The 17,759-nt window shown below is 37.4% G+C and carries 22 protein-coding genes; 6 read left to right on the top strand and 16 right to left on the bottom strand.

Annotation, left to right across the window (positions count from 1 at the left end; all coding sequences use genetic code 11):
• Nucleotides 1-73: 73 nt before the first annotated feature.
• From FTV32_RS11275 to ispH, 10 genes are all read right to left on the bottom strand, one after another.
• Nucleotides 74-712 (bottom strand): hypothetical protein, encoded by a 639-nt coding sequence (locus tag FTV32_RS11275; RefSeq protein ID WP_180028680.1) that lies wholly within the window; start codon nt 710-712, stop codon nt 74-76.
• Nucleotides 713-724: 12 nt separating this feature from the next.
• Nucleotides 725-1,219: a hypothetical protein gene (locus FTV32_RS11270; RefSeq protein ID WP_257227622.1), complete on the bottom strand. Its 495-nt coding sequence runs from the start codon at nt 1,217-1,219 to the stop codon at nt 725-727.
• Nucleotides 1,173-1,463, bottom strand: a complete 291-nt coding sequence (locus tag FTV32_RS17515; protein WP_257227621.1) for a PilX N-terminal domain-containing pilus assembly protein — start codon at nt 1,461-1,463, stop codon at nt 1,173-1,175. Before FTV32_RS17515 ends, FTV32_RS11270 begins: the two co-directional genes overlap by 47 nt.
• Nucleotides 1,460-2,497 carry a PilW family protein gene (locus FTV32_RS11265; protein ID WP_180028679.1) on the bottom strand — a complete coding sequence of 346 codons (1,038 nt, stop codon included), beginning with the start codon at nt 2,495-2,497 and terminating at the stop codon, nt 1,460-1,462. Before FTV32_RS11265 ends, FTV32_RS17515 begins: the two co-directional genes overlap by 4 nt.
• Nucleotides 2,484-2,921, bottom strand: a complete 438-nt coding sequence (locus tag FTV32_RS11260) for a hypothetical protein (protein WP_180028678.1) — start codon at nt 2,919-2,921, stop codon at nt 2,484-2,486. The genes FTV32_RS11265 and FTV32_RS11260 overlap by 14 nt, the downstream gene beginning before the upstream one ends.
• A gap of 160 nt (nt 2,922-3,081) precedes the next feature.
• Entirely contained in the window at nt 3,082-4,239 is a 1,158-nt protein-coding gene (locus tag FTV32_RS11255; protein ID WP_180028677.1) for an RNA-guided endonuclease TnpB family protein, read from the bottom strand.
• Complete coding sequence (locus FTV32_RS11250; protein WP_180028676.1) at nt 4,236-4,850, bottom strand: IS607 family transposase; 615 nt, start codon at nt 4,848-4,850, stop codon at nt 4,236-4,238. The genes FTV32_RS11255 and FTV32_RS11250 overlap by 4 nt, the downstream gene beginning before the upstream one ends.
• Nucleotides 4,843-4,977, bottom strand: coding sequence for a prepilin-type N-terminal cleavage/methylation domain-containing protein (locus FTV32_RS17510; RefSeq protein ID WP_257227620.1), 135 nt, complete (start codon nt 4,975-4,977; stop codon nt 4,843-4,845). The genes FTV32_RS11250 and FTV32_RS17510 overlap by 8 nt, the downstream gene beginning before the upstream one ends.
• Entirely contained in the window at nt 4,977-5,408 is a 432-nt protein-coding gene (locus FTV32_RS11240) for a Tfp pilus assembly protein FimT/FimU (RefSeq protein WP_092766666.1), read from the bottom strand. Before FTV32_RS11240 ends, FTV32_RS17510 begins: the two co-directional genes overlap by 1 nt.
• Before the next feature lie 153 nt (nt 5,409-5,561).
• Entirely contained in the window at nt 5,562-6,512 is a 951-nt protein-coding gene (gene ispH / locus FTV32_RS11235; protein WP_092766665.1) for a 4-hydroxy-3-methylbut-2-enyl diphosphate reductase, read from the bottom strand.
• Between the two features lie 134 nt (nt 6,513-6,646).
• Between ispH and gmk the strand changes: the two genes are divergently transcribed.
• From gmk to bfr, 6 genes are all read left to right on the top strand, one after another.
• Entirely contained in the window at nt 6,647-7,267 is a 621-nt protein-coding gene (gmk, locus tag FTV32_RS11230; RefSeq protein ID WP_035264330.1) for a guanylate kinase, read from the top strand.
• A gap of 75 nt (nt 7,268-7,342) precedes the next feature.
• The gene (gene rpoZ / locus FTV32_RS11225) at nt 7,343-7,624 is read left to right on the top strand and encodes a DNA-directed RNA polymerase subunit omega (RefSeq protein WP_035264331.1); all 282 of its coding nucleotides are present in this window, start codon (nt 7,343-7,345) and stop codon (nt 7,622-7,624) included.
• 203 nt (nt 7,625-7,827) lie between these two features.
• Nucleotides 7,828-9,930: a bifunctional (p)ppGpp synthetase/guanosine-3',5'-bis(diphosphate) 3'-pyrophosphohydrolase gene (locus FTV32_RS11220; protein ID WP_180028675.1), complete on the top strand. Its 2,103-nt coding sequence runs from the start codon at nt 7,828-7,830 to the stop codon at nt 9,928-9,930.
• A gap of 76 nt (nt 9,931-10,006) precedes the next feature.
• The gene (locus FTV32_RS11215; protein WP_180028674.1) at nt 10,007-10,390 is read left to right on the top strand and encodes a RidA family protein; all 384 of its coding nucleotides are present in this window, start codon (nt 10,007-10,009) and stop codon (nt 10,388-10,390) included.
• Between the two features lie 153 nt (nt 10,391-10,543).
• Nucleotides 10,544-10,738: a bacterioferritin-associated ferredoxin gene (locus FTV32_RS11210; protein WP_035264349.1), complete on the top strand. Its 195-nt coding sequence runs from the start codon at nt 10,544-10,546 to the stop codon at nt 10,736-10,738.
• 230 nt (nt 10,739-10,968) lie between these two features.
• Entirely contained in the window at nt 10,969-11,433 is a 465-nt protein-coding gene (bfr, locus tag FTV32_RS11205; RefSeq protein WP_180028673.1) for a bacterioferritin, read from the top strand.
• A 36-nt stretch (nt 11,434-11,469) separates the two neighbouring features.
• Here the strand turns inward: bfr and FTV32_RS11200 are convergent, their stop codons facing one another.
• The 6 genes from FTV32_RS11200 to FTV32_RS11175 form a co-directional block, all read right to left on the bottom strand.
• Nucleotides 11,470-13,104 (bottom strand): PglL family O-oligosaccharyltransferase, encoded by a 1,635-nt coding sequence (locus tag FTV32_RS11200; protein ID WP_180028672.1) that lies wholly within the window; start codon nt 13,102-13,104, stop codon nt 11,470-11,472.
• A gap of 62 nt (nt 13,105-13,166) precedes the next feature.
• Nucleotides 13,167-14,798: an O-antigen ligase family protein gene (locus FTV32_RS11195; protein WP_180028671.1), complete on the bottom strand. Its 1,632-nt coding sequence runs from the start codon at nt 14,796-14,798 to the stop codon at nt 13,167-13,169.
• A 31-nt stretch (nt 14,799-14,829) separates the two neighbouring features.
• Nucleotides 14,830-15,279 (bottom strand): pilin, encoded by a 450-nt coding sequence (locus FTV32_RS11190; RefSeq protein WP_180028670.1) that lies wholly within the window; start codon nt 15,277-15,279, stop codon nt 14,830-14,832.
• A gap of 182 nt (nt 15,280-15,461) precedes the next feature.
• Entirely contained in the window at nt 15,462-16,022 is a 561-nt protein-coding gene (locus FTV32_RS11185; RefSeq protein WP_180028669.1) for a TPM domain-containing protein, read from the bottom strand.
• Complete coding sequence (locus FTV32_RS11180; protein ID WP_180028668.1) at nt 16,016-17,050, bottom strand: YgcG family protein; 1,035 nt, start codon at nt 17,048-17,050, stop codon at nt 16,016-16,018. The genes FTV32_RS11185 and FTV32_RS11180 overlap by 7 nt, the downstream gene beginning before the upstream one ends.
• 60 nt (nt 17,051-17,110) lie before the next feature.
• Complete coding sequence (locus FTV32_RS11175; protein WP_180028667.1) at nt 17,111-17,701, bottom strand: LemA family protein; 591 nt, start codon at nt 17,699-17,701, stop codon at nt 17,111-17,113.
• Nucleotides 17,702-17,759: the final 58 nt, after the last annotated feature.

Genomic DNA, 17,759 nt, shown 5'->3' with positions numbered 1-17,759 from the left:
TTTGATGCCATTTCTCTTTATATTGTTACTTAGACAGGTAGGACATTTGATTTGTAGCGTTATTTTCATACCTCTATTTTATCAAAAGCCATATTGTTTTTTTCAGCATACTTTTTGAAACACCACCGGAATATTTAGATGAAGGAAGTAAATCGATGCCTTTTAGGTTAGCCCCAAAGGTACGATTTCCTAGTAAATACGCATAAGTTTCTGAGAGTAATAGTGGTGTGGGCGTACTACCTACGGCTCCAATACTATTAATTTTATTGATTAAATCCGTACGGTGAGCAGGTGTAAGTTGTTTTGCTTCTAGTAAGATTTTAGATGAACGAGCATTTTCACCATAGCTTAACCAATCTTCTGTTGTCCCTATTTCACCCGTTGACGTAAACACCGACACCCCAATATAAACATTATCTGGAATACGATAATTTCCTGATAAGTCCTTTGCATTTAAGGCATCTACCAATGAGTTTTTTAAGGCATTTAAACGGCTAACACTTTGACCTTTATAAGTTGCATCTACTGCACTCATACTCATCGAGTTATCAATCGCCAACATGATAATCGGATTATTTTTTGCTACAGGATTTTGATAAATTTGTAGATCACTGGCACTCAATTGCATTGGGATCGCACCCAATGCCATCACGACTGCAATACTTTGCGCAATCATCTTTTTTGTAAAATGATTCTTTATATTTTTATTCACAATACATCCCCATTAAGATTCAGCGCGCTGATAAGCATCAAAAATGTAACTTTGAATTTGGGTGTTATACGGCACACCAATATCCTTTAAACAGGACGAAATGGTTTGTGCATTACCCACCAATGGTGCTGTATGTGGTCGGCGCAAACAAAGATGGATTTCATCCGTTAAATCTGTCGAAGACAATGCGGGTAAGAGCGATGTTGAATAGACTGTTATTTTTTTTGTATCAGAAGGCTGTCCTATACTTTCAGTATCAGTTCCAACGTTTGCGTTTGAAAGTGGGATATCATGATCACTGTCTGATGGAGGGCTTACGATTACAGACACCTGAGTTAATTGCGCCTTACGAGCACTGGCATAATCCCCATCATTTGATAATGAACAAAACCCAGAAACACCATCGACTGAGACATCACTCATTGCTTCATTCCAACGCAATACACTACTGTTGGAAACATTACGCACTATTGGATTGGTTTCTAAAACAGAATATGACTTCGTCACCTTCATTCTGAATCGAGTAACCAATTAAGCTCAGAGGGTTACCACTGGAGGCAGCATAGCCGCCATGCCCCAATCGATAAAAAACAGTATCGGAAGATTGCATTAACAATTGTTGCGCTTGGCTGTTGGTGGTGATATTCAAACTCACCATACTTTGTCGAATCGCCCAAGTACCAATAATGGTGAGCAGAACTAACATAATCAGTACCACAATCAGCGTTGCACCACGTTGATGTTGAATCATAAGCCCTCCGCTGAATCCATCACACTCATACCATTTCGAATCGCGATCGTTTGTGTAATGACTTGTCGAATAAATTTAGTCGCGACGGTTTTTTGTGCTTTTTTTAATTTTACTTTTTGATCAAGAACTTCGAATTCTTGATGAGGAGAAATTGCTTGATTTTGACCTACATTCTCAGATGACCTTACTAATAAACCGACCTGTATTGAATTGATGCGTGGACGTGGATAAACATTGAGCTTTTTATAATCTTCAATACTTATATATCTTTGCTGTGCCGTATTATCGTCATTAGAAATCCCCAACAGATAGTGAAAGTGATCAACACGATGCATCAAAATTTCACCATTCGTTGCTCCAAAGACAGTCTGTTTATTATTAAATTTTTTTAAAATTTGAGTGCTGTTACGCGTGTACCACCCTGCTTCACAGGCCAAGACCAATGCATCGTGTGGTTCTTTTTGAATATTTGCATTTGCATCTTTACGTAGAAAAAAACGTTGAACAATATATCGTCCAGCATCGTAATTATTACCTTCACAATCCACACCTTGTGTATCAGCATAAAACTGCATGACTAATTGGTCGCTCATTCCCGCTTGAGCAGGTTGTGAAGATTCAGCTGAAACCAACTCTATATTACTCGGCATACCAGATTGCGATACAGGCACAACCTCCGTATTTGGAATATTTCGTGAAATATTGACGGGAATATTGGTCGCATTAAATGCCAAATCACCAGATGTAGGCACCACTGGAGACTGAGCTGAAGTGATAACAATGCCACCATGCGTCAAACGATCATTAATGATATTTACTTGACCATAATTTGCTTTACGAATTTCATAAGTAAGAAAGCGCAGACCAAAGTTGCCGTTATCTTGAACCTCCGACATCCCTTTCTGCATCGTGAATCCCATCTGCCCTGTAAAAAACAGATGTACCGCAGCAGCGGTAATCAATAATCCAAGCACCAAAGCGATCATAAGCTCGACTAGCGTCAAACCTTTTTGTGTATACCTAAGATGCTGCATCAATAAAGCTCCATAACGATGCATTGCGCTTTTGGTAAATAACTTCCACCATGGGTACATGCATCTTTTGCAGAAGCATCATCGATAGGTTTTGTTTTTCCCAGGCTACGTAAATGCATCGGCGAGATTGCAAATTATTACTGACTTGGCAATTCGGCATTTTGATACTCATACCAAGACCATTGGCATTTTTTATTATCTGGGCAACATCATAATGGGCAAAATCGGCTGCTTGAACACATGGATTCGTCGTTCCTTTTTGCACACATGATTTGGCTGTAGTTGTTTGTGTTTCTGCATTTATTCTGGCTTGATACTGAGTATAAGCATTTGAGTTCGCACGTATCTTCTCAGATAAGTCACGCGCTAAATTCATGGCTTGTAATTTAGACATTGCTTCATGTGAAGCATCAATTGCGCGCATTTGTAAAAATGAAAACCGTTATTTAAAACCTACTCAAACCTACTCAATGTGGGTTTGATGTTTAATTCCTACTTCACCATCAAGAACCTAAAGCATTTGCTTTAGGGATTACCTCAATTCCATAGGCTGTCACGGTGTAACTCACCGCCTTAATCACCACTTATGCAGTGATTAAATCTTTATCCGCATATCGCAGGATATTAATTGATGCATTAACATCACGATTTTGGATGGTTTGGCAAACTAAGCACCTCCACTCTCGCGCAGAAAGTGTGAGAGATTGATTTAATTCACCACAGCACGAACACATTTTACTACTTGGGAAGAATCGACCAACCGAAAGTACCGATTTTCCATGCTGTTTGGCTTTATAAATCAACTGCCTTTTAAACTCATAAAAACCCATATCGGATATAGCTCTTGCGAGTTTACGATTCCTCAACATGCCTTTAACATTCAAATCTTCAATCGAAATCACATCAAAACGTGTTACCAAATCCGTTGTGACTTGATGAAGATTATTCTTGCGTAGACAGGCAATTTTATAGTGCAGGCGAGATAGCTTGGCTTTTGCTTTTTCTCGATTCTGACTACCTTTTTTCTTACGACTAAAAGACTTGTTGAGTCGTCTTAGTTTTGCAAGCTGTCTTTTAAGTGGTGCGTTAGAAGGAATAACCTCACCATTTGAAAGAGTGGCAAGATTAGAGACACCCAAATCAACACCGATACTTAAACCTGTTTTCGGTTTAAGCTTTTCGATCTGGGTGAGTTCGACAGCGATTGATGCAAACCACTTACCACCTTGTTTAAATATTTTGGCCGAGAGAATTTTACCCTTATAGCGCAGATTCTCAGTCATTTTCACCCAACCCAAATTAGGGATTTTAATAGACCGACCCTTTACGCTAAATTGATCATTTGATAATGAAAAACGGTCATCCTTGCCTTTTTTTCTTGGCTTGGGGTATCCTGATTTGCCGTTAAAAAATCTATCAAAAGCACTACCCAACTGCTTAATCGCCAACTGTGGTGCGCACTTAGTCACTTTCTTCATGAAAGGATATTTTTCAAATTTAAAAGTGTTTAGGTGCTTTCTTAATTTACTCTCTTTAGGTCTATTAAGAAGCATTTCATTCACCGCAACATCATAATACTCACACTGATCACGATATTCCTTATCAGCCTTGTATTGTCGCTGCCACTCTCTTAAAGCCCAATTATACGACAAACGAGCAACACCACTTGCCTGAGCAAAATGGCTTGCTTGTTTATTATTGGGCATCAATTCAATGATATGCCCTCGTATAAATCGACTCATAGTGCTTCTTTGACCGCCTGTATTAGCTTTTGGTTCTTTTTACTTCGGCTTCCATATAATCGTGCTGAAAATACAGTGATAATTTCCAGGACATCTTGAGCCAGCTCCTCCTCAAAACTCAAATTTTCACCCTGATTAATAATTACAATTTCAACATTCCGAGCTTCACATAAAGCAAAAACCAATTCAGCACCAAAACGTAATAATCGATCTTTGTGGGTTAAAACCAATCGACCAATTTCATTATTAATAATTCCATCCAAAAGAGCCTTAAGCCCTTTTTTGTGATAATTCATCCCTGAGCCTAAATCACTAATAATCTCAAATGTCCATCCCTGCTTGGCACAGTACATTTCCAAAACTTGTTTTTGTCGCTCAAGATCAGCCTTTTGATCGTGACTAGATACTCTTGCATAAGCAATAGTTTTTCGGCTGTTCTGGATTGATAGATCATGGATAAGTTCAGGTGTGATCTTGCTTAGATCGTAACGTCTGTGATTTTTTGGGGTTCTATCTGCGACTAAAGTGCCTTCCTCATCCCATCTTCTTAGGGTTTGGATGGAAACACCCAGTGTTTTAGCTGCAATGCCAATACTAACATATCTACTCATTTGTATATAATAATATAGAAATAGGTAGATTTCTATTAGCAGTTATTAACCCCAATACCCCAATGGCCAAAACCAATAAGGCAACTAGAATTTCAATCATTCCTACCCCCTGTTGCGCAGCACGCATTAGCATGTCCCCTCTGCTTTTAAATATTGTGTTCCCATTCTTGTAATTGCTATCGTTTTAGAAACACCTAACACCTTATTACAAATAGAAAAATTTATGTCAGATGTAAAGTCAGAAATTCCCCCATCCATCCAGAATGTGACTTTTTCTTGTGATGAAGTCAATTTATTTTGCGCTTTGGGTGTCCAATGAAAGATTGTATTGCTATCTGATTGATTCGACTGAAGATCTACAGTCACATCTTTTCTTAACAATGTTGCTTGATTACGCGCCATCATCAGCACGCTTGATAATTCACGTACATCTGAATTTAGGCGATATTGCGCAACAATATTTTTAAAAGATGGAATAGCCATGGTTGCTGTGATTGATAGCACAATTGTGGTAATCAACAGCTCAATAATGGTAAAGCCCCGTTGTAAGTCTTTCATATTCAAACTTTTGTATTTATTTATTAATGTTACAAAAGTAATTTTTTATAATAATAAAGCCAACACAGTTATGACAAATGGTATTAAAATGAGGATAAGATCACACTTTTACAATCTGCTCACTTACCCTGCTATGTCATTGATAATTCATTATTAAGCTTGAGTAACTTGAATTCTCAATTCTTTAGGCAAGCTAAAGGTTATATTCTCCTCTCGCCCATTTAATTCCTGTGGTGACGTAGCGCCCCAATCTTGTAGACGCTGAATCACTTGTTTAATCAAAATTTCAGGTGCTGAAGCACCTGCGGTAACACCAATTTTAGTGGTTTCAGCAAACCATTCCTTTTTCAGCTCATCCGCATTATCTACGAGATAAGCATGCTTACCCATTCGCTCTGCCAACTCACGAAGACGATTAGAGTTCGAGGAGTTTGGAGAGCCAACCACTAAAACGACATCACATTGAGTCGCTAAATCACGGACCGCATCTTGACGGTTTTGAGTTGCATAACAGATATCATCTTTACGTGGCCCTTGGATGGCTGGGAATTTAGCACGTAAAGCATCAATGACTTTTGCAGTATCATCAATGGAAAGTGTCGTTTGAGTGACAAATGCTAACTTATTAGGATTATTCACCTGTAAAGCAGCAACATCATCCTCATCTTCAACCAGATAAATTGCACCACCATTTTTTAGATCATATTGACCCATGGTGCCTTCAACTTCTGGGTGCCCTTCATGACCAATCAGAATGGCTTCAATCCCTTCACGCGCATATTTTGTGACTTCGATATGCACTTTTGTCACGAGAGGACATGTGGCATCAAATACTTTTAATCCACGGCGCTCAGCTTCTTGTTGTACAGCTTTTGATACACCATGTGCACTAAAAATCACGATATTGTCATCAGGAACTTCATCTAATTCATCTACAAAAATTGCACCACGTTGGCGTAAATCGTCCACAACAAATTTGTTATGTACCACTTCATGACGAACGTAAATCGGAGGATTAAAGCTTTCAAGTGCACGATTAACGATCGCAATAGCGCGGTCTACACCAGCACAAAAACCACGTGGATTAGCTAAAACAATTTCCATAAGACCCTCAAACGATCGCTAAAATTTGGTCAATGAATCAGAATATTTTTTAAAACAAATGCGAATTGCTATTTAGTTTAAAAGCACTCTGCTCTAAAATAGAGAAGATATTTTATCATATCAGGAAAAATATCATGTCGGGTCTCTTGTTTGTCGTTTCAGCTGCTTCTGGAACTGGCAAAACATCATTAGTTAAAGCCCTACTTGAGCGCGTAAGCAATTTACACGTTTCTGTTTCACACACTACTCGAGGTCAACGTCCTGGTGAATTAGATGGTGTGCATTATCACTTTACCAGCAAAGAATCTTTCATTGAGCAAGTGAATCAAGGTGGTTTCATCGAATACGCGGAAGTTTTCGGTAACTACTACGGCACTTCACAAGCGACTGTAAAAGAACAACTTGCAAAAGGTCATGATGTTTTACTTGAAATTGATTGGCAAGGTGCAGAACAGGTTCGCAAACTTTTTCCTGAATCAAAACAAATTTTCATTCTTCCACCTACTCAATTTGATCTTCGCCAACGCCTATCAAACCGCGGTACAGATTCTGTTGAAGTGATTGAACATCGCTTAAGTTGTGCGGTAGAAGATATGCAACAGTACGTAAACTTCGATTACATCATCTTGAATGATGATTTTAATAAAGCTTTACATGATCTTGAGTCTGTCATTAATGCGAACCGTCTTTCATTATCACAACAGGCTCACCGACATAAAGATTTAATTCAAAAATTAATCACACCGAATTCGTGATTAAACTTGAGTCTATAGACAAAGCATTTTATACTGCGCAGTCTGTTAAAAAATTTCATACATACGAGAACTCTTATGGCACGCGTAACCGTTGAAGATTGTTTAGACCATGTAGACAACCGCTTTGAGCTTGTACTAGTGGCAAGCAAACGCGCGCGTCAACTTGCTCGTCAAGGTATCGAACCAACTGTAGAATGGGACAATGACAAGCCAACAGTGGTTGCTTTACGTGAAATCGCTGAAGGTCATGTCACTAAAGATATCTTGAAACAGCGTGAGCAAGATTATCAAACGTCTAGCTTAGATTTAGCACTTTCTGCAAATAACTTAAACTTAGATGGTTTTTCTTTCCAATAAGCTTAAGCCCTGCATTTAAAAGAGCCTAGTCCAATGACTAGGCTTTTTTATTGAATTTTTTTAGAGAATGATTCGACAAAATTGAAAAAATTTGTTAAAAAAATTAGATCCATTCTCTATTTAAAAATAGAGCATTGTAGCAATATGAATTTTTAGTAAAGTCTTTTACTTTTTACTCTCTTCCACGGATTCAAAGGTGTAGTATGCCAGGCCCATTGGTCAGCCAAGCTAAGCAACAGCTAAAAGTCATCATCGACGCGTATTTATCTGAAAAGGACGTCGACAGAGTACTTGTGGCCTGCGATTATGCTGACATGGCGCATGATGGTATTACACGCAAAAGCGGTGAACCCTATATTCTGCATCCGATAGCCGTAAGTTGTATTCTGGCGCATATGCGCCTAGACCCAGAAACGTTAATGGCAGCACTACTGCACGATGTTATTGAAGATACCGACTTTAGCAAAGAAGACATTACTGAAAAATTTGGCAAAACAGTGGCTGAGCTGGTCGATGGTGTTACGAAATTAAGCCATTCTAGTGACAAAGAATATAATAAAGCAGCCTCATTCCGAAAAATCCTACAAGCCACGTTACAAGATCCTCGTGTGATCATCATTAAACTTTCAGACCGTTACCATAATATGACGACTTTGGAAGCTTTAAGACCGGATAAACGTGCCCGTATTGCGCAAGAAACTTTTGATATATTCGTGCCAATGGCGCGTTTGGTCGGCATGAATGAAATGGCTGACAACCTTGAACACCTCTGCTATCAAAATCTTGATTTAGATATGTTCAATGATGTTCAAGATGCTTTGGCGCAAACCAAACCGCAGCGCTGTAAGTACCAAGCCATTTGGGAAAAGCATTTGAGTGACCTCTTGGAAAACTCCAATATTCCTGGGCGGATTAAAAAGAAAAACAATAACATTGAATTGCTACGCCACTTTGTTAAAAACGAAATTAACCTTCAAGAACTCACACATAGTCATGCGTTTGAAATCGTACTCCAGACCATTGCCGATTGCGATCGTTTAGTTGAGTTACTAAAAGATAACTTCCAAGTTTTAAATTACCAAGATCATATCCGCCGCCCTCTCCCTGGTGGCAATCAATCCTTGATGCTGCGTTTGAAAGGCGAGAAAACAACGCTTTCGCTCACCATACAAACTGAACTTATGCGTAAGGCTGCGCGATTTGGGGTAGTATTAGGTGAAAATGCTCCTCAAACATGCCGATCTGCCATTCAAGCATCTATGCAGAATTTGCATACCTTAGTCGGTGGCGATTGTGCTAAGACCACGTTTAATGATCTATTAGATTATCTACATCAAGAAAAAATATGGGTCTATACTCCTCAAGGTCACTTACATGAGTTACCACAAGGAGCTACAGCAGTAGATTTCGCCTACTCTGCAAGCTTGTTCTTAGGTAACCATGCCGTCGGCTGTAAAATTGATGGTGAAATCAAACCGCTTTCTACACCACTCTCAAGTGGTCAAGTCATTGAGGTGATTACCGATGTTCTCGCTTCACCCAACCCGGATTGGCTGAGCTTTATCAACACTCAAAAAGCCAGACGCTCTATTCAAAATATTTTGCGAGATCAAGATATTGATGAACAGCGCCTTGTCGGTCAACAAGCCTTAAATCGTGCATTAAAGTTATTTAATACCTCTATTCATGATCTAACCGATCAAAATTGGACTGAACTATTACAATGGCGCCATATTCCAAGCAAGAATCAACTTTTTGAACAAATTGCTGTAGGTGATTTGCTCCCACAACTTGTGGCGAACCATCTCTTTGCTCAAGATCATCATCAAGATCAAGCATCAAGTCGCCTGATCTTAGGTACTGATGGTGTAGATGTAAAATATGCCCATTGTTGTAATGCAGTGCTAGGCGATCCTATTCAGGGACATTTATCTCGCCGCGGTCTTATTGTTCACCGTGCTCGCTGTAAGAACCTTCTACACGAACAACAGTTACACCCTGAAAATATTATGCCGTTGCACTGGAAAGATGAAGGTGAATCAGAAATCAACTTCAATGCTTACTTGTGTATCGATCTATTATTAAGTGATGAGCAAATTTCAGAACTGATTTATATCTGTCGTAAATCAAAAATCGGAATCGAGTCCGTTCGAAAATACGATTCAAAAACCTATCTGAGTATTGTTGTTCATAGTCGTCAGCAAATTGCGCAAATCATTCGTGAACTCCGCATGCAATTTGGTTTTCCGCGTATTTCACGCATGTCAGCTCCTCTTGCGGTTGAAGAAGTCTCACAAGCCTGCTAAACAAATACAGATTAGAGCTTTCACCTATAGTGTTCATCCTTTATGATGAAGCTAGATTTGAATAATGGAGAAATAGATGTCCCGCCAAGTCATTCATACTGAAAATGCACCTGCTGCAATTGGTACTTACTCTCAAGCCATTCTTGTCGGCGATACACTTTATCTTTCAGGACAAATTGGATTAGATCCATATAGCATGGAATTGGTTGAGGGCATTGAAGCTCAAATTCGTCGTGTATTTGATAATCTAAAAGCAGTTTGTGAAGCTGCTGGTGGTTCTTTAGCTGATATTGCTAAACTGAATATTTTTCTCACTGATTTATCTCACTTTCAATTGGTAAACCAAATTATGGGTGAATATTTCGCTCAGCCGTATCCAGCTCGTGCAGCATTAGGCGTTGCAAGTTTACCTAAAGGCGCACTGGTTGAAATGGATGGTATTGTGATTATTTCTAAATAATTTCAATATCTTAGAAAATACCACCTATAAGGTGGCATTTTTTTATCTAGAAAAACGATGAATTAAACAGCATTTTTAAATGAATTTCATTGACAAACGATAATAATTATCAATAATATCAACTATCGCATTTATCCTTGTGGTTGAGCAGAAATGTACGTTTGTTTATGTCGTGGAATTACAGATCAAGATATTAAAGATGCTATGGCAAATGGCGCTGAATCTTATCGTGAAATTCGTGACTTGCTTGACCTAGGCACTTGTTGTGGACGCTGTGTTCCTGAAGCACGCAGTATTATTAATGAAGAACTTGCTGAAATAGCTGCCAGAATTTCAATCGCCGCTTAACCTTACATGTGCTAAAAAATAATAACAACTCATTCTATAACTATAATTCAGATTTCCAATTTCTCCCCCCGCTTTGACTCAGCGGGGTTATTTTTTGCAAAAGTGTATTTGATTGCGATTTTCATTTGCTGTTCAATAAATTACTCGTCAGGCTTTAGCAAGTTGGGTTAAGATAATCTCTATCGATAGCCTTCTATGATAGGCTGAATTTTGAGTTTGGAGCTAAGATCATGAAAGGCAGCCGTGACGTTATTCATCAGTTAAATCAGGTGCTTTACCACCATCTTACAGCCATCAACCAATATTTCTTACATTCACGTATGTTTAATGATTGGGGCATCGAACAACTCGGTTCAGCGGAATATAAAGAATCTATCCGTCAAATGAAGCATGCAGATAAAATCATTGAGCGCATTTTATTTTTAGAAGGTCTTCCAAATCTGCAACATTTGGGTAAGCTCTATATTGGTCAACACACCATTGAAGTGCTGCAATGCGATGTTCGGAAAGTAAAAGAAAATATTGAAACGATTCAAACTGCTGTGAAATTAGCAGAAGAACAACTCGATTATGTTACACGTGATTTAGTACAAGAGATTTTAGAAAAAGAAGAAGAGTATTTAGATTGGGCGACCACTCAACTCGACCTTGTCGATCAAGTTGGTGTAGAGAATTATATTCAAAGCCAAATTTAATGATTGAAATAAAAAAATCCCCTTTCGGGGATTTTTTTATTTCAATAAGTCATTATACTCAATATGCTGCTTATGCAATGTTTCTAAAATCCATAATTGATGCTTCGCTTCTTGCTCCTTACCATTAAAAGCCAACACTTGTGCATACTTATGTAAATCATATTTTGATGCCAAGTTTGCAACCATTCGCTCTAGATCAGCAAGTTGTTGATCCGTCATTTCAGTTTTAGGATCTAATCCGATCCACCACACGCGCTCTTTAAATTGAGTTATCAGCCAAATTTTCTTTTGCATGGTGTGTTGTTGATCTGCTGTTAAAGCTTCAGCCTTTGATGCGAGTACACTTTGCTCTTTATATAAAAAATAATCCCGTGTCGTGACTAAAGCACCCACAATCGTGATAAGAGCAACCACTGCGAACACTCGACCATTTATTTTCACTGAAGGCAATTTTGCATATTGCGCCTGAATGATGCCCAGTAAGAAACCTGCTGGAAGTAAAAAATAAGCATAATGTAAAGGAAACTCTAACATCCCATGAATGAGGATTGCACATACCATTAATGTTGCAATGATCGATATATTATCCTTCACCCCTTTATTGAGCCAAAGTAGCCAAGCTGCAAAGTACAGAAGAATAAGCCCACCTAGAATCAAGCCATTCCAGACTAATAGATCTAGAATCATGTTGTGTGCACTTTTATACCAAAGTGAAACTTGGAAGGTATCGGTAATATAATATTGTGCTAAGCCTGTTTGATTCCATCCATACCCCCACCATGGTTGATGCAGAATTGCAGCTATCATTTGTTGCCACATATCAAGACGAATATCGCCCATACCTTGGACAGCACGGTTTGCTGCGGAACTTTGCACAACTGAAGCTGAATCACCAATAGAAAAAATCAACTGGTTGATCATAGTTAAGTTCAGTGTTAAGAGTACAAATACACCTAACCAAAAAGCTAAATGGGTCAATGAAAATCGATTCTGTTTTTTGAATTGTTTGATTAACCAATAGATCACGATAAAAGCACAAACGATAATGCTTGTTCGAGATTGTGCTAAAACAATTCCGAATAAAATGACAAATGCTATTGGTATAACATAAAGATTGGAAAGTAACCGTTTTTCAAATAGATAGAGCGAACTAAGTAGCCCCAAAAAAAGTAAAGTACCTAAGTTATTGGGTTGAGCTAAATTGGCGTAAGGTCTATTTCCCTTTAGCGGGTAAATAAGATCACCAAAAAACCAATTTAACTGGAGCCATTGAAGCACAGCAAATACAGCTGAGATAACTCCAACTGAAACAAATGTTAAACAAGTAATTTTAAATACTTGTTCTCTATTTTTATGCTCAAGGCAAAGTTGATATCCAGCAATGACCATCAATACAAAGAACAGAATATACGCAAAACTAAATAAAGCATTGCTGAAATAGATATTCTGTCCAAAAATAAATTGAATGAGTGGAATACTCAAAATTGGCAATAAATAAAGCTGTGGTTTTGCGATTTTTACTTTAGATTTTGCTAAACATAGTAATAAAAAAGAGGCTGCAATAAACGTCAGTACTTCTGAACCAAAGGTTGGCCAAGGAGAACGGTGATACGGTAAGAGCAAAGAAAGGATAAAAATAAAGACAGAAAATAGTAAAAGTAGCTTCTGCATATGAAATTCAATATAGATACACTAAACCTATTATACTCTTTAAATGAGTGAACTCAGTAATTTCAATTTTCTGAGGGTATTTCGACACTTTGTGTCTTTATAAAAAGACTTTCATAAGAATGATCAATACCATACATAACCTTAAGTATTTTCAATTGACGCTCAGCCATCTCCTTGTGCCCATTATGCGCTAATAAAATTGAATATTTGTACAAATCATAAGGAGTTAGAAAAGAATTCAAATTACGCTCAGCAAGATCAAGTACATTCTGATTTACCTCCATATATGGATATTGTGCAATCCATCGAGCGCGATCTTCATATTTATCAAAGAAAAATGATTCGTAAGGTAATTCAATTTCTGTTTTTAGTTCATTCATTTCATGAGTATTAGCAGCAACTATATTGTCCGTGATCTGTGCGTACTCTTTAAAAACTTGAACCACTATCAAGAGACCAATAATTGTAGCTAAATATCCGTACTTATTACTTATTTCAATTGTTTTAATTTTTTGCTCTGAAAGACTAATACCACACAAAAATCCAAATGGTAATAAAAAATAAGCATAATTTAAAGGATATTCAAGCATAGCATGAATTAACATTATAGAAATCATTAGCCCCGAGCAGAGTGTCTCGATACTTTTAGATTTTAAGACAAATAACCAGAACATGCGTCCAAAATATAGAATAAGAATCAATCCTAAAGGAAGACCACACCATACTAAAATGTCTAAAATAATATTATGCGAACTTGATATCCATTCTCGACCATGGTAAGTATCGATTACTGCATATTGTGCAGAAGTTGTTTGTCCCAAACCATAACCCAACCAAGGTTTATCCTTAATTGCATGAATCATTTGATTCCATATATCAAAACGTAGATATCCTGAAGTTACCCTCTCAGATATTCCATTAATTTTTATTATATTAAAACGCGAATTAAGTAAATCATTAATATAGGGTAAAGATATTACTAACATCCAAAATAAAAAAAATATACAAAGCATATAACATTTTGTTAGTTTGAGAATTATTTTTTTTGATTTAAATACAACCATGATTGGAATAAAAAACATTATTACCCAAGCCGTTCTAGATTGAGTAAGCACAATACCAAACATTAAAATGATAAGAATCATGAACAGAAAAAAATTATTTCTATTTGATTTTTCATATATATAAAAAACTGATATAAGACTTAATAATAAAAAGGTTGATAAATGGTTAGGTTGGGCAAAATTAGCATAAGGTCGTAGACCTATTAGATTATTAGTTAAATATTTAATTTCTAGGTTAAGCCATTGGGAAATAGCATATATTGATGAAATCAACCCCAAGAATATGAAAACCTTAGCAGTAATGTTAAATAAATTTTGAATATCCCCCTCTTTGACCATCGAATAAGAAATAGTCAGAGAGGCAATAAAAGAGAATATATAAATTAAATAAAATTCAATTTCACCATTATTCGATATTAAAAAATTAGTTATTAAAAAAAAACCTGTATAAAATAAAAAAATCAATGCAAAATTTAATGGGACTCTATTTTTTTTATTTATTAAAAACAAAAAAATTAATGACAGAAATATAAATATTTCTGAAAAAAAACTTGGATATGGCTTATTATGAATAGGATTTAATATACCTAATCCATAAAAAAAAATGCTTAAAGCTAGATAAATTCTCATAAAAAAAGGGAGCTATGCTCCCTTATATCATTTAAGGCATCGGTGTAGCTGTAGTTGTACAAGTTTTAGGTTGGAACTCAGTTGCAACATTAGTCGCACATACCCAAGGCTTGATTTCACCAGTATCTGCGACATCTGCAGCACGTGTCCACTGTATAACTTTACCGTCAATTGAAGATGTACCTTTTAATTTACATTCAATTGTAGACTCTCCAGTTGCAGCCACACTTACTTTAATATCACAACGACCAGTAGTTCCCTGAATACCCAATACAGAAGGTGTCGTTACTGAACTTGCTAAACCCTCAGCTAATTTAGCTTCTGCATTTGTTTTAGCAGGTGTAATTTCTGCAAGGCCAGCTGCAACTTGAGACTTAGCTGTGTAATTTTGATAAGCAGGAATCGAAATCGCAGCAAGAATACCGATAATTGCAACAACAATCATTAACTCGATTAAAGTAAAACCTTTTTGAGCGTTCATAACATCTCTCCTAATTTTTTAAGTTCAAAGTTAACAACCTATCCCCAAAATAGATTTTGTTGTTGCTAACTAACTGATGCTATTTTCGGATAACGCTTCAAGGTTGCCAATAAATAATTTTCAAATTTATTATTAATGTTAATTTATGTAAAAAAGTGACATTTTTTGTCACTTTTCTTAACTCAATTTAGAATAATAGGCTGATTACTGAGCTCATTTTCTAAATCTTGCACTTTATCATCATAAAAACGATTCAAAATTTCACCGACTTCTATTACACCAACAATAACACCCTGTTTATAATTCTTATTTTTTAGCTCACGAATCATGTGATCACAGATTGCTTGCCAATCTTGTTGCGTTGTTGCGTTTTGAATCCCACGATCTATCACAATTTCAACTTTCTGTTCACATAGATTTAAATATATCAGTACACCACTATTAAATTCTGTATCCCATACACCTAATTCAGCAAAAAGTTGTTCGGCACGCTGACGAGTATTCATGGAATAAGCTAAGGCACATGGAATATACCCCTCAATGACCACTTGAATCTCTCCAACATGACCTTGCTCCGCATGTTTCACCGCCTCAGCAATTGCATTTTGATCCATCTTAGAAAAATAGCGTTTAGACGCAGGCAAATAACAAAAGTGTCTAATCCAGCGCTTGAAGCTTGGTTGAGATGCTTGTTGCAACTTTGGTTCAGTGATAATTTCTGTCGTTTCAGTTTTTGTTACCATGAGCCTGACGCACCTCCCCCACCAAAGCCACCACCACCGCCACTAAATCCACCACCGCCAAATCCGCCTCGACTGCCACTGCCGCCGCGTCCTCCGCCAGATAAAAATGCTTGGAAAATCAACTGTGCGATGGATGTAAATAATAAAAAGAAAATTCCAATACCCACAATTAAGCTGATTAAAATCCCTGAACCATAAATCATGCTCGCAGCAAAAGCAGTAACACCCGCGACCGAAGCACTTAAACGATTACCAATGATAAAAGAACCAATCACACCAGCGATCAAAACAAATAATACCGTGTTAAATGTCTTTTCTTTTGCATATTGCGCTTTTAAGGCTTGTTCTTGTCTAAGTTTCAGCTCTTCAGCAGCCTGTTGGGCAATTTCAGGATCAAGGTTAACAATTCGTTCAATTTCTCTAACCCCTGCAATTAAACCCTGTCCAAATTCATTGGCTTTAAAATAAGGGGTGATTTGTTCGCGAATGATTCGACTCGCAACGATATCTGGAATCACACCTTCCAATCCATAGCCTGTTGCGATATGTAATCTTCGATCATTAATTGCCACTGCGATTAATAAACCATTATCTTGTTGAGCAGAACCTAACCCCCAAGTCTGTGCAGTCCGCATTGCAAAATCAAAGATACCTTCCTGACCAGTTGTTGGAACGATGACGATTCCAATTTGAGCCTTACCCTCATTATATAGACCGCGAATTATTGTATCGAGTTCTGACTTTTCTTGAGGAGAAAGTATATTCGCTTGATCTATCACAGGTTCATTTAATGTAGGGAGTTGACGTTGTGTGTCTCCTTCCTGCATATCATTTGAAACAGTAACAGGAGGTACTGGAGTTGGTTTATTTTGCTGAGCACTTGATGATGGATTTGTTGAGTTGGGTTGAATCACTTTTCCCAGCACAATCGCGTCAGACTCATGATCTACTGCTGTTGCAGATTCTGCATGAACCATTTGCAATGTACAGGTCATCGCAAAGACAAATAGCCATGAAAGCAATTTCATACTATTGTGTCTAAGATGCTGAGTTCTTATGCTCATATTCATCAACTTCAAATCTTTGATTTAATCAAAAGAAACATTCGGTGCCTTTTGTGCACTCGCTTCAGCACTAAAGTTTTCTTTTGCATCCATGCCAATGACTTTCGCAGTTACGACTTGTGGGAATTGACGAACATAGGTGTTGTAATCTTGGACGGTAGAAATATAGCGATTACGCGCAACTGCTATACGGTTTTCTGTACCCTCTAATTGTACCTGCAAATCACGGAATTGCTCATTCGCTTTAAGATCTGGATAGTTTTCAGTCACTGCCAGCAAACGTGATAATGCACTTGTCATTTGCGATTGCGCTTCTTGATAACGCTTGAATAGTTCAGGATTTTCAAGAACTTCTTTATCAACTTTGAGCCCTGCAACATTTGCACGTGCCTCTGTGACTTCAGTTAAAACTTGTTCTTCATGTTTTGCATATCCTTTAACTACATTCACCAAATTCGGAACAAGGTCTGCTCGACGCTGGTATTGGTTTTGTACCTCAGACCATGATGCAGTCACCGCTTCATCTTTCGCTTGAAGTGTATTGTACCCACAACCTGTGAAAAGCAAGATACTTGATAATGCGAGCACAACAGCTGATTTTTTTAAAATTTGCATGACATCAACCTCATTATTTATTTGTATTTGTTTAATTAAAAATATTGTATACGCAAAT

It is taken from the genome of Acinetobacter sp. YH16032, from assembly GCF_013417345.1.
Lineage (GTDB): Bacteria > Pseudomonadota > Gammaproteobacteria > Pseudomonadales > Moraxellaceae > Acinetobacter.
This window is presented reverse-complemented; position numbering and strand designations above follow the sequence as displayed.

Bases quoted from the DNA above. Each gene is read 5' to 3' on its own strand.
- FTV32_RS17515 (WP_257227621.1), bottom strand. From the start codon at position 1,463: ATGATTCAACATCAACGTGGTGCAACGCTGATTGTGGTACTGATTATG.
- FTV32_RS11265 (WP_180028679.1), bottom strand. From the start codon at position 2,497: ATGCAGCATCTTAGGTATACACAAAAAGGTTTGACGCTAGTCGAGCTT.
- FTV32_RS11260 (WP_180028678.1), bottom strand. From the start codon at position 2,921: ATGCGCGCAATTGATGCTTCACATGAAGCAATGTCTAAATTACAAGCC.
- FTV32_RS11255 (WP_180028677.1), bottom strand. From the start codon at position 4,239: ATGAGTCGATTTATACGAGGGCATATCATTGAATTGATGCCCAATAAT.
- FTV32_RS11250 (WP_180028676.1), bottom strand. From the start codon at position 4,850: ATGAGTAGATATGTTAGTATTGGCATTGCAGCTAAAACACTGGGTGTT.
- FTV32_RS17510 (WP_257227620.1), bottom strand. From the start codon at position 4,977: ATGCGTGCTGCGCAACAGGGGGTAGGAATGATTGAAATTCTAGTTGCC.
- FTV32_RS11240 (WP_092766666.1), bottom strand. From the start codon at position 5,408: ATGAAAGACTTACAACGGGGCTTTACCATTATTGAGCTGTTGATTACC.
- ispH (WP_092766665.1), bottom strand. From the start codon at position 6,512: ATGGAAATTGTTTTAGCTAATCCACGTGGTTTTTGTGCTGGTGTAGAC.
- gmk (WP_035264330.1), top strand. From the start codon at position 6,647: ATGTCGGGTCTCTTGTTTGTCGTTTCAGCTGCTTCTGGAACTGGCAAA.
- rpoZ (WP_035264331.1), top strand. From the start codon at position 7,343: ATGGCACGCGTAACCGTTGAAGATTGTTTAGACCATGTAGACAACCGC.
- FTV32_RS11220 (WP_180028675.1), top strand. From the start codon at position 7,828: ATGCCAGGCCCATTGGTCAGCCAAGCTAAGCAACAGCTAAAAGTCATC.
- FTV32_RS11215 (WP_180028674.1), top strand. From the start codon at position 10,007: ATGTCCCGCCAAGTCATTCATACTGAAAATGCACCTGCTGCAATTGGT.
- FTV32_RS11210 (WP_035264349.1), top strand. From the start codon at position 10,544: ATGTACGTTTGTTTATGTCGTGGAATTACAGATCAAGATATTAAAGAT.
- bfr (WP_180028673.1), top strand. From the start codon at position 10,969: ATGAAAGGCAGCCGTGACGTTATTCATCAGTTAAATCAGGTGCTTTAC.
- FTV32_RS11200 (WP_180028672.1), bottom strand. From the start codon at position 13,104: ATGCAGAAGCTACTTTTACTATTTTCTGTCTTTATTTTTATCCTTTCT.
- FTV32_RS11195 (WP_180028671.1), bottom strand. From the start codon at position 14,798: ATGAGAATTTATCTAGCTTTAAGCATTTTTTTTTATGGATTAGGTATA.
- FTV32_RS11190 (WP_180028670.1), bottom strand. From the start codon at position 15,279: ATGAACGCTCAAAAAGGTTTTACTTTAATCGAGTTAATGATTGTTGTT.
- FTV32_RS11185 (WP_180028669.1), bottom strand. From the start codon at position 16,022: ATGGTAACAAAAACTGAAACGACAGAAATTATCACTGAACCAAAGTTG.
- FTV32_RS11180 (WP_180028668.1), bottom strand. From the start codon at position 17,050: ATGAAATTGCTTTCATGGCTATTTGTCTTTGCGATGACCTGTACATTG.
- FTV32_RS11175 (WP_180028667.1), bottom strand. From the start codon at position 17,701: ATGCAAATTTTAAAAAAATCAGCTGTTGTGCTCGCATTATCAAGTATC.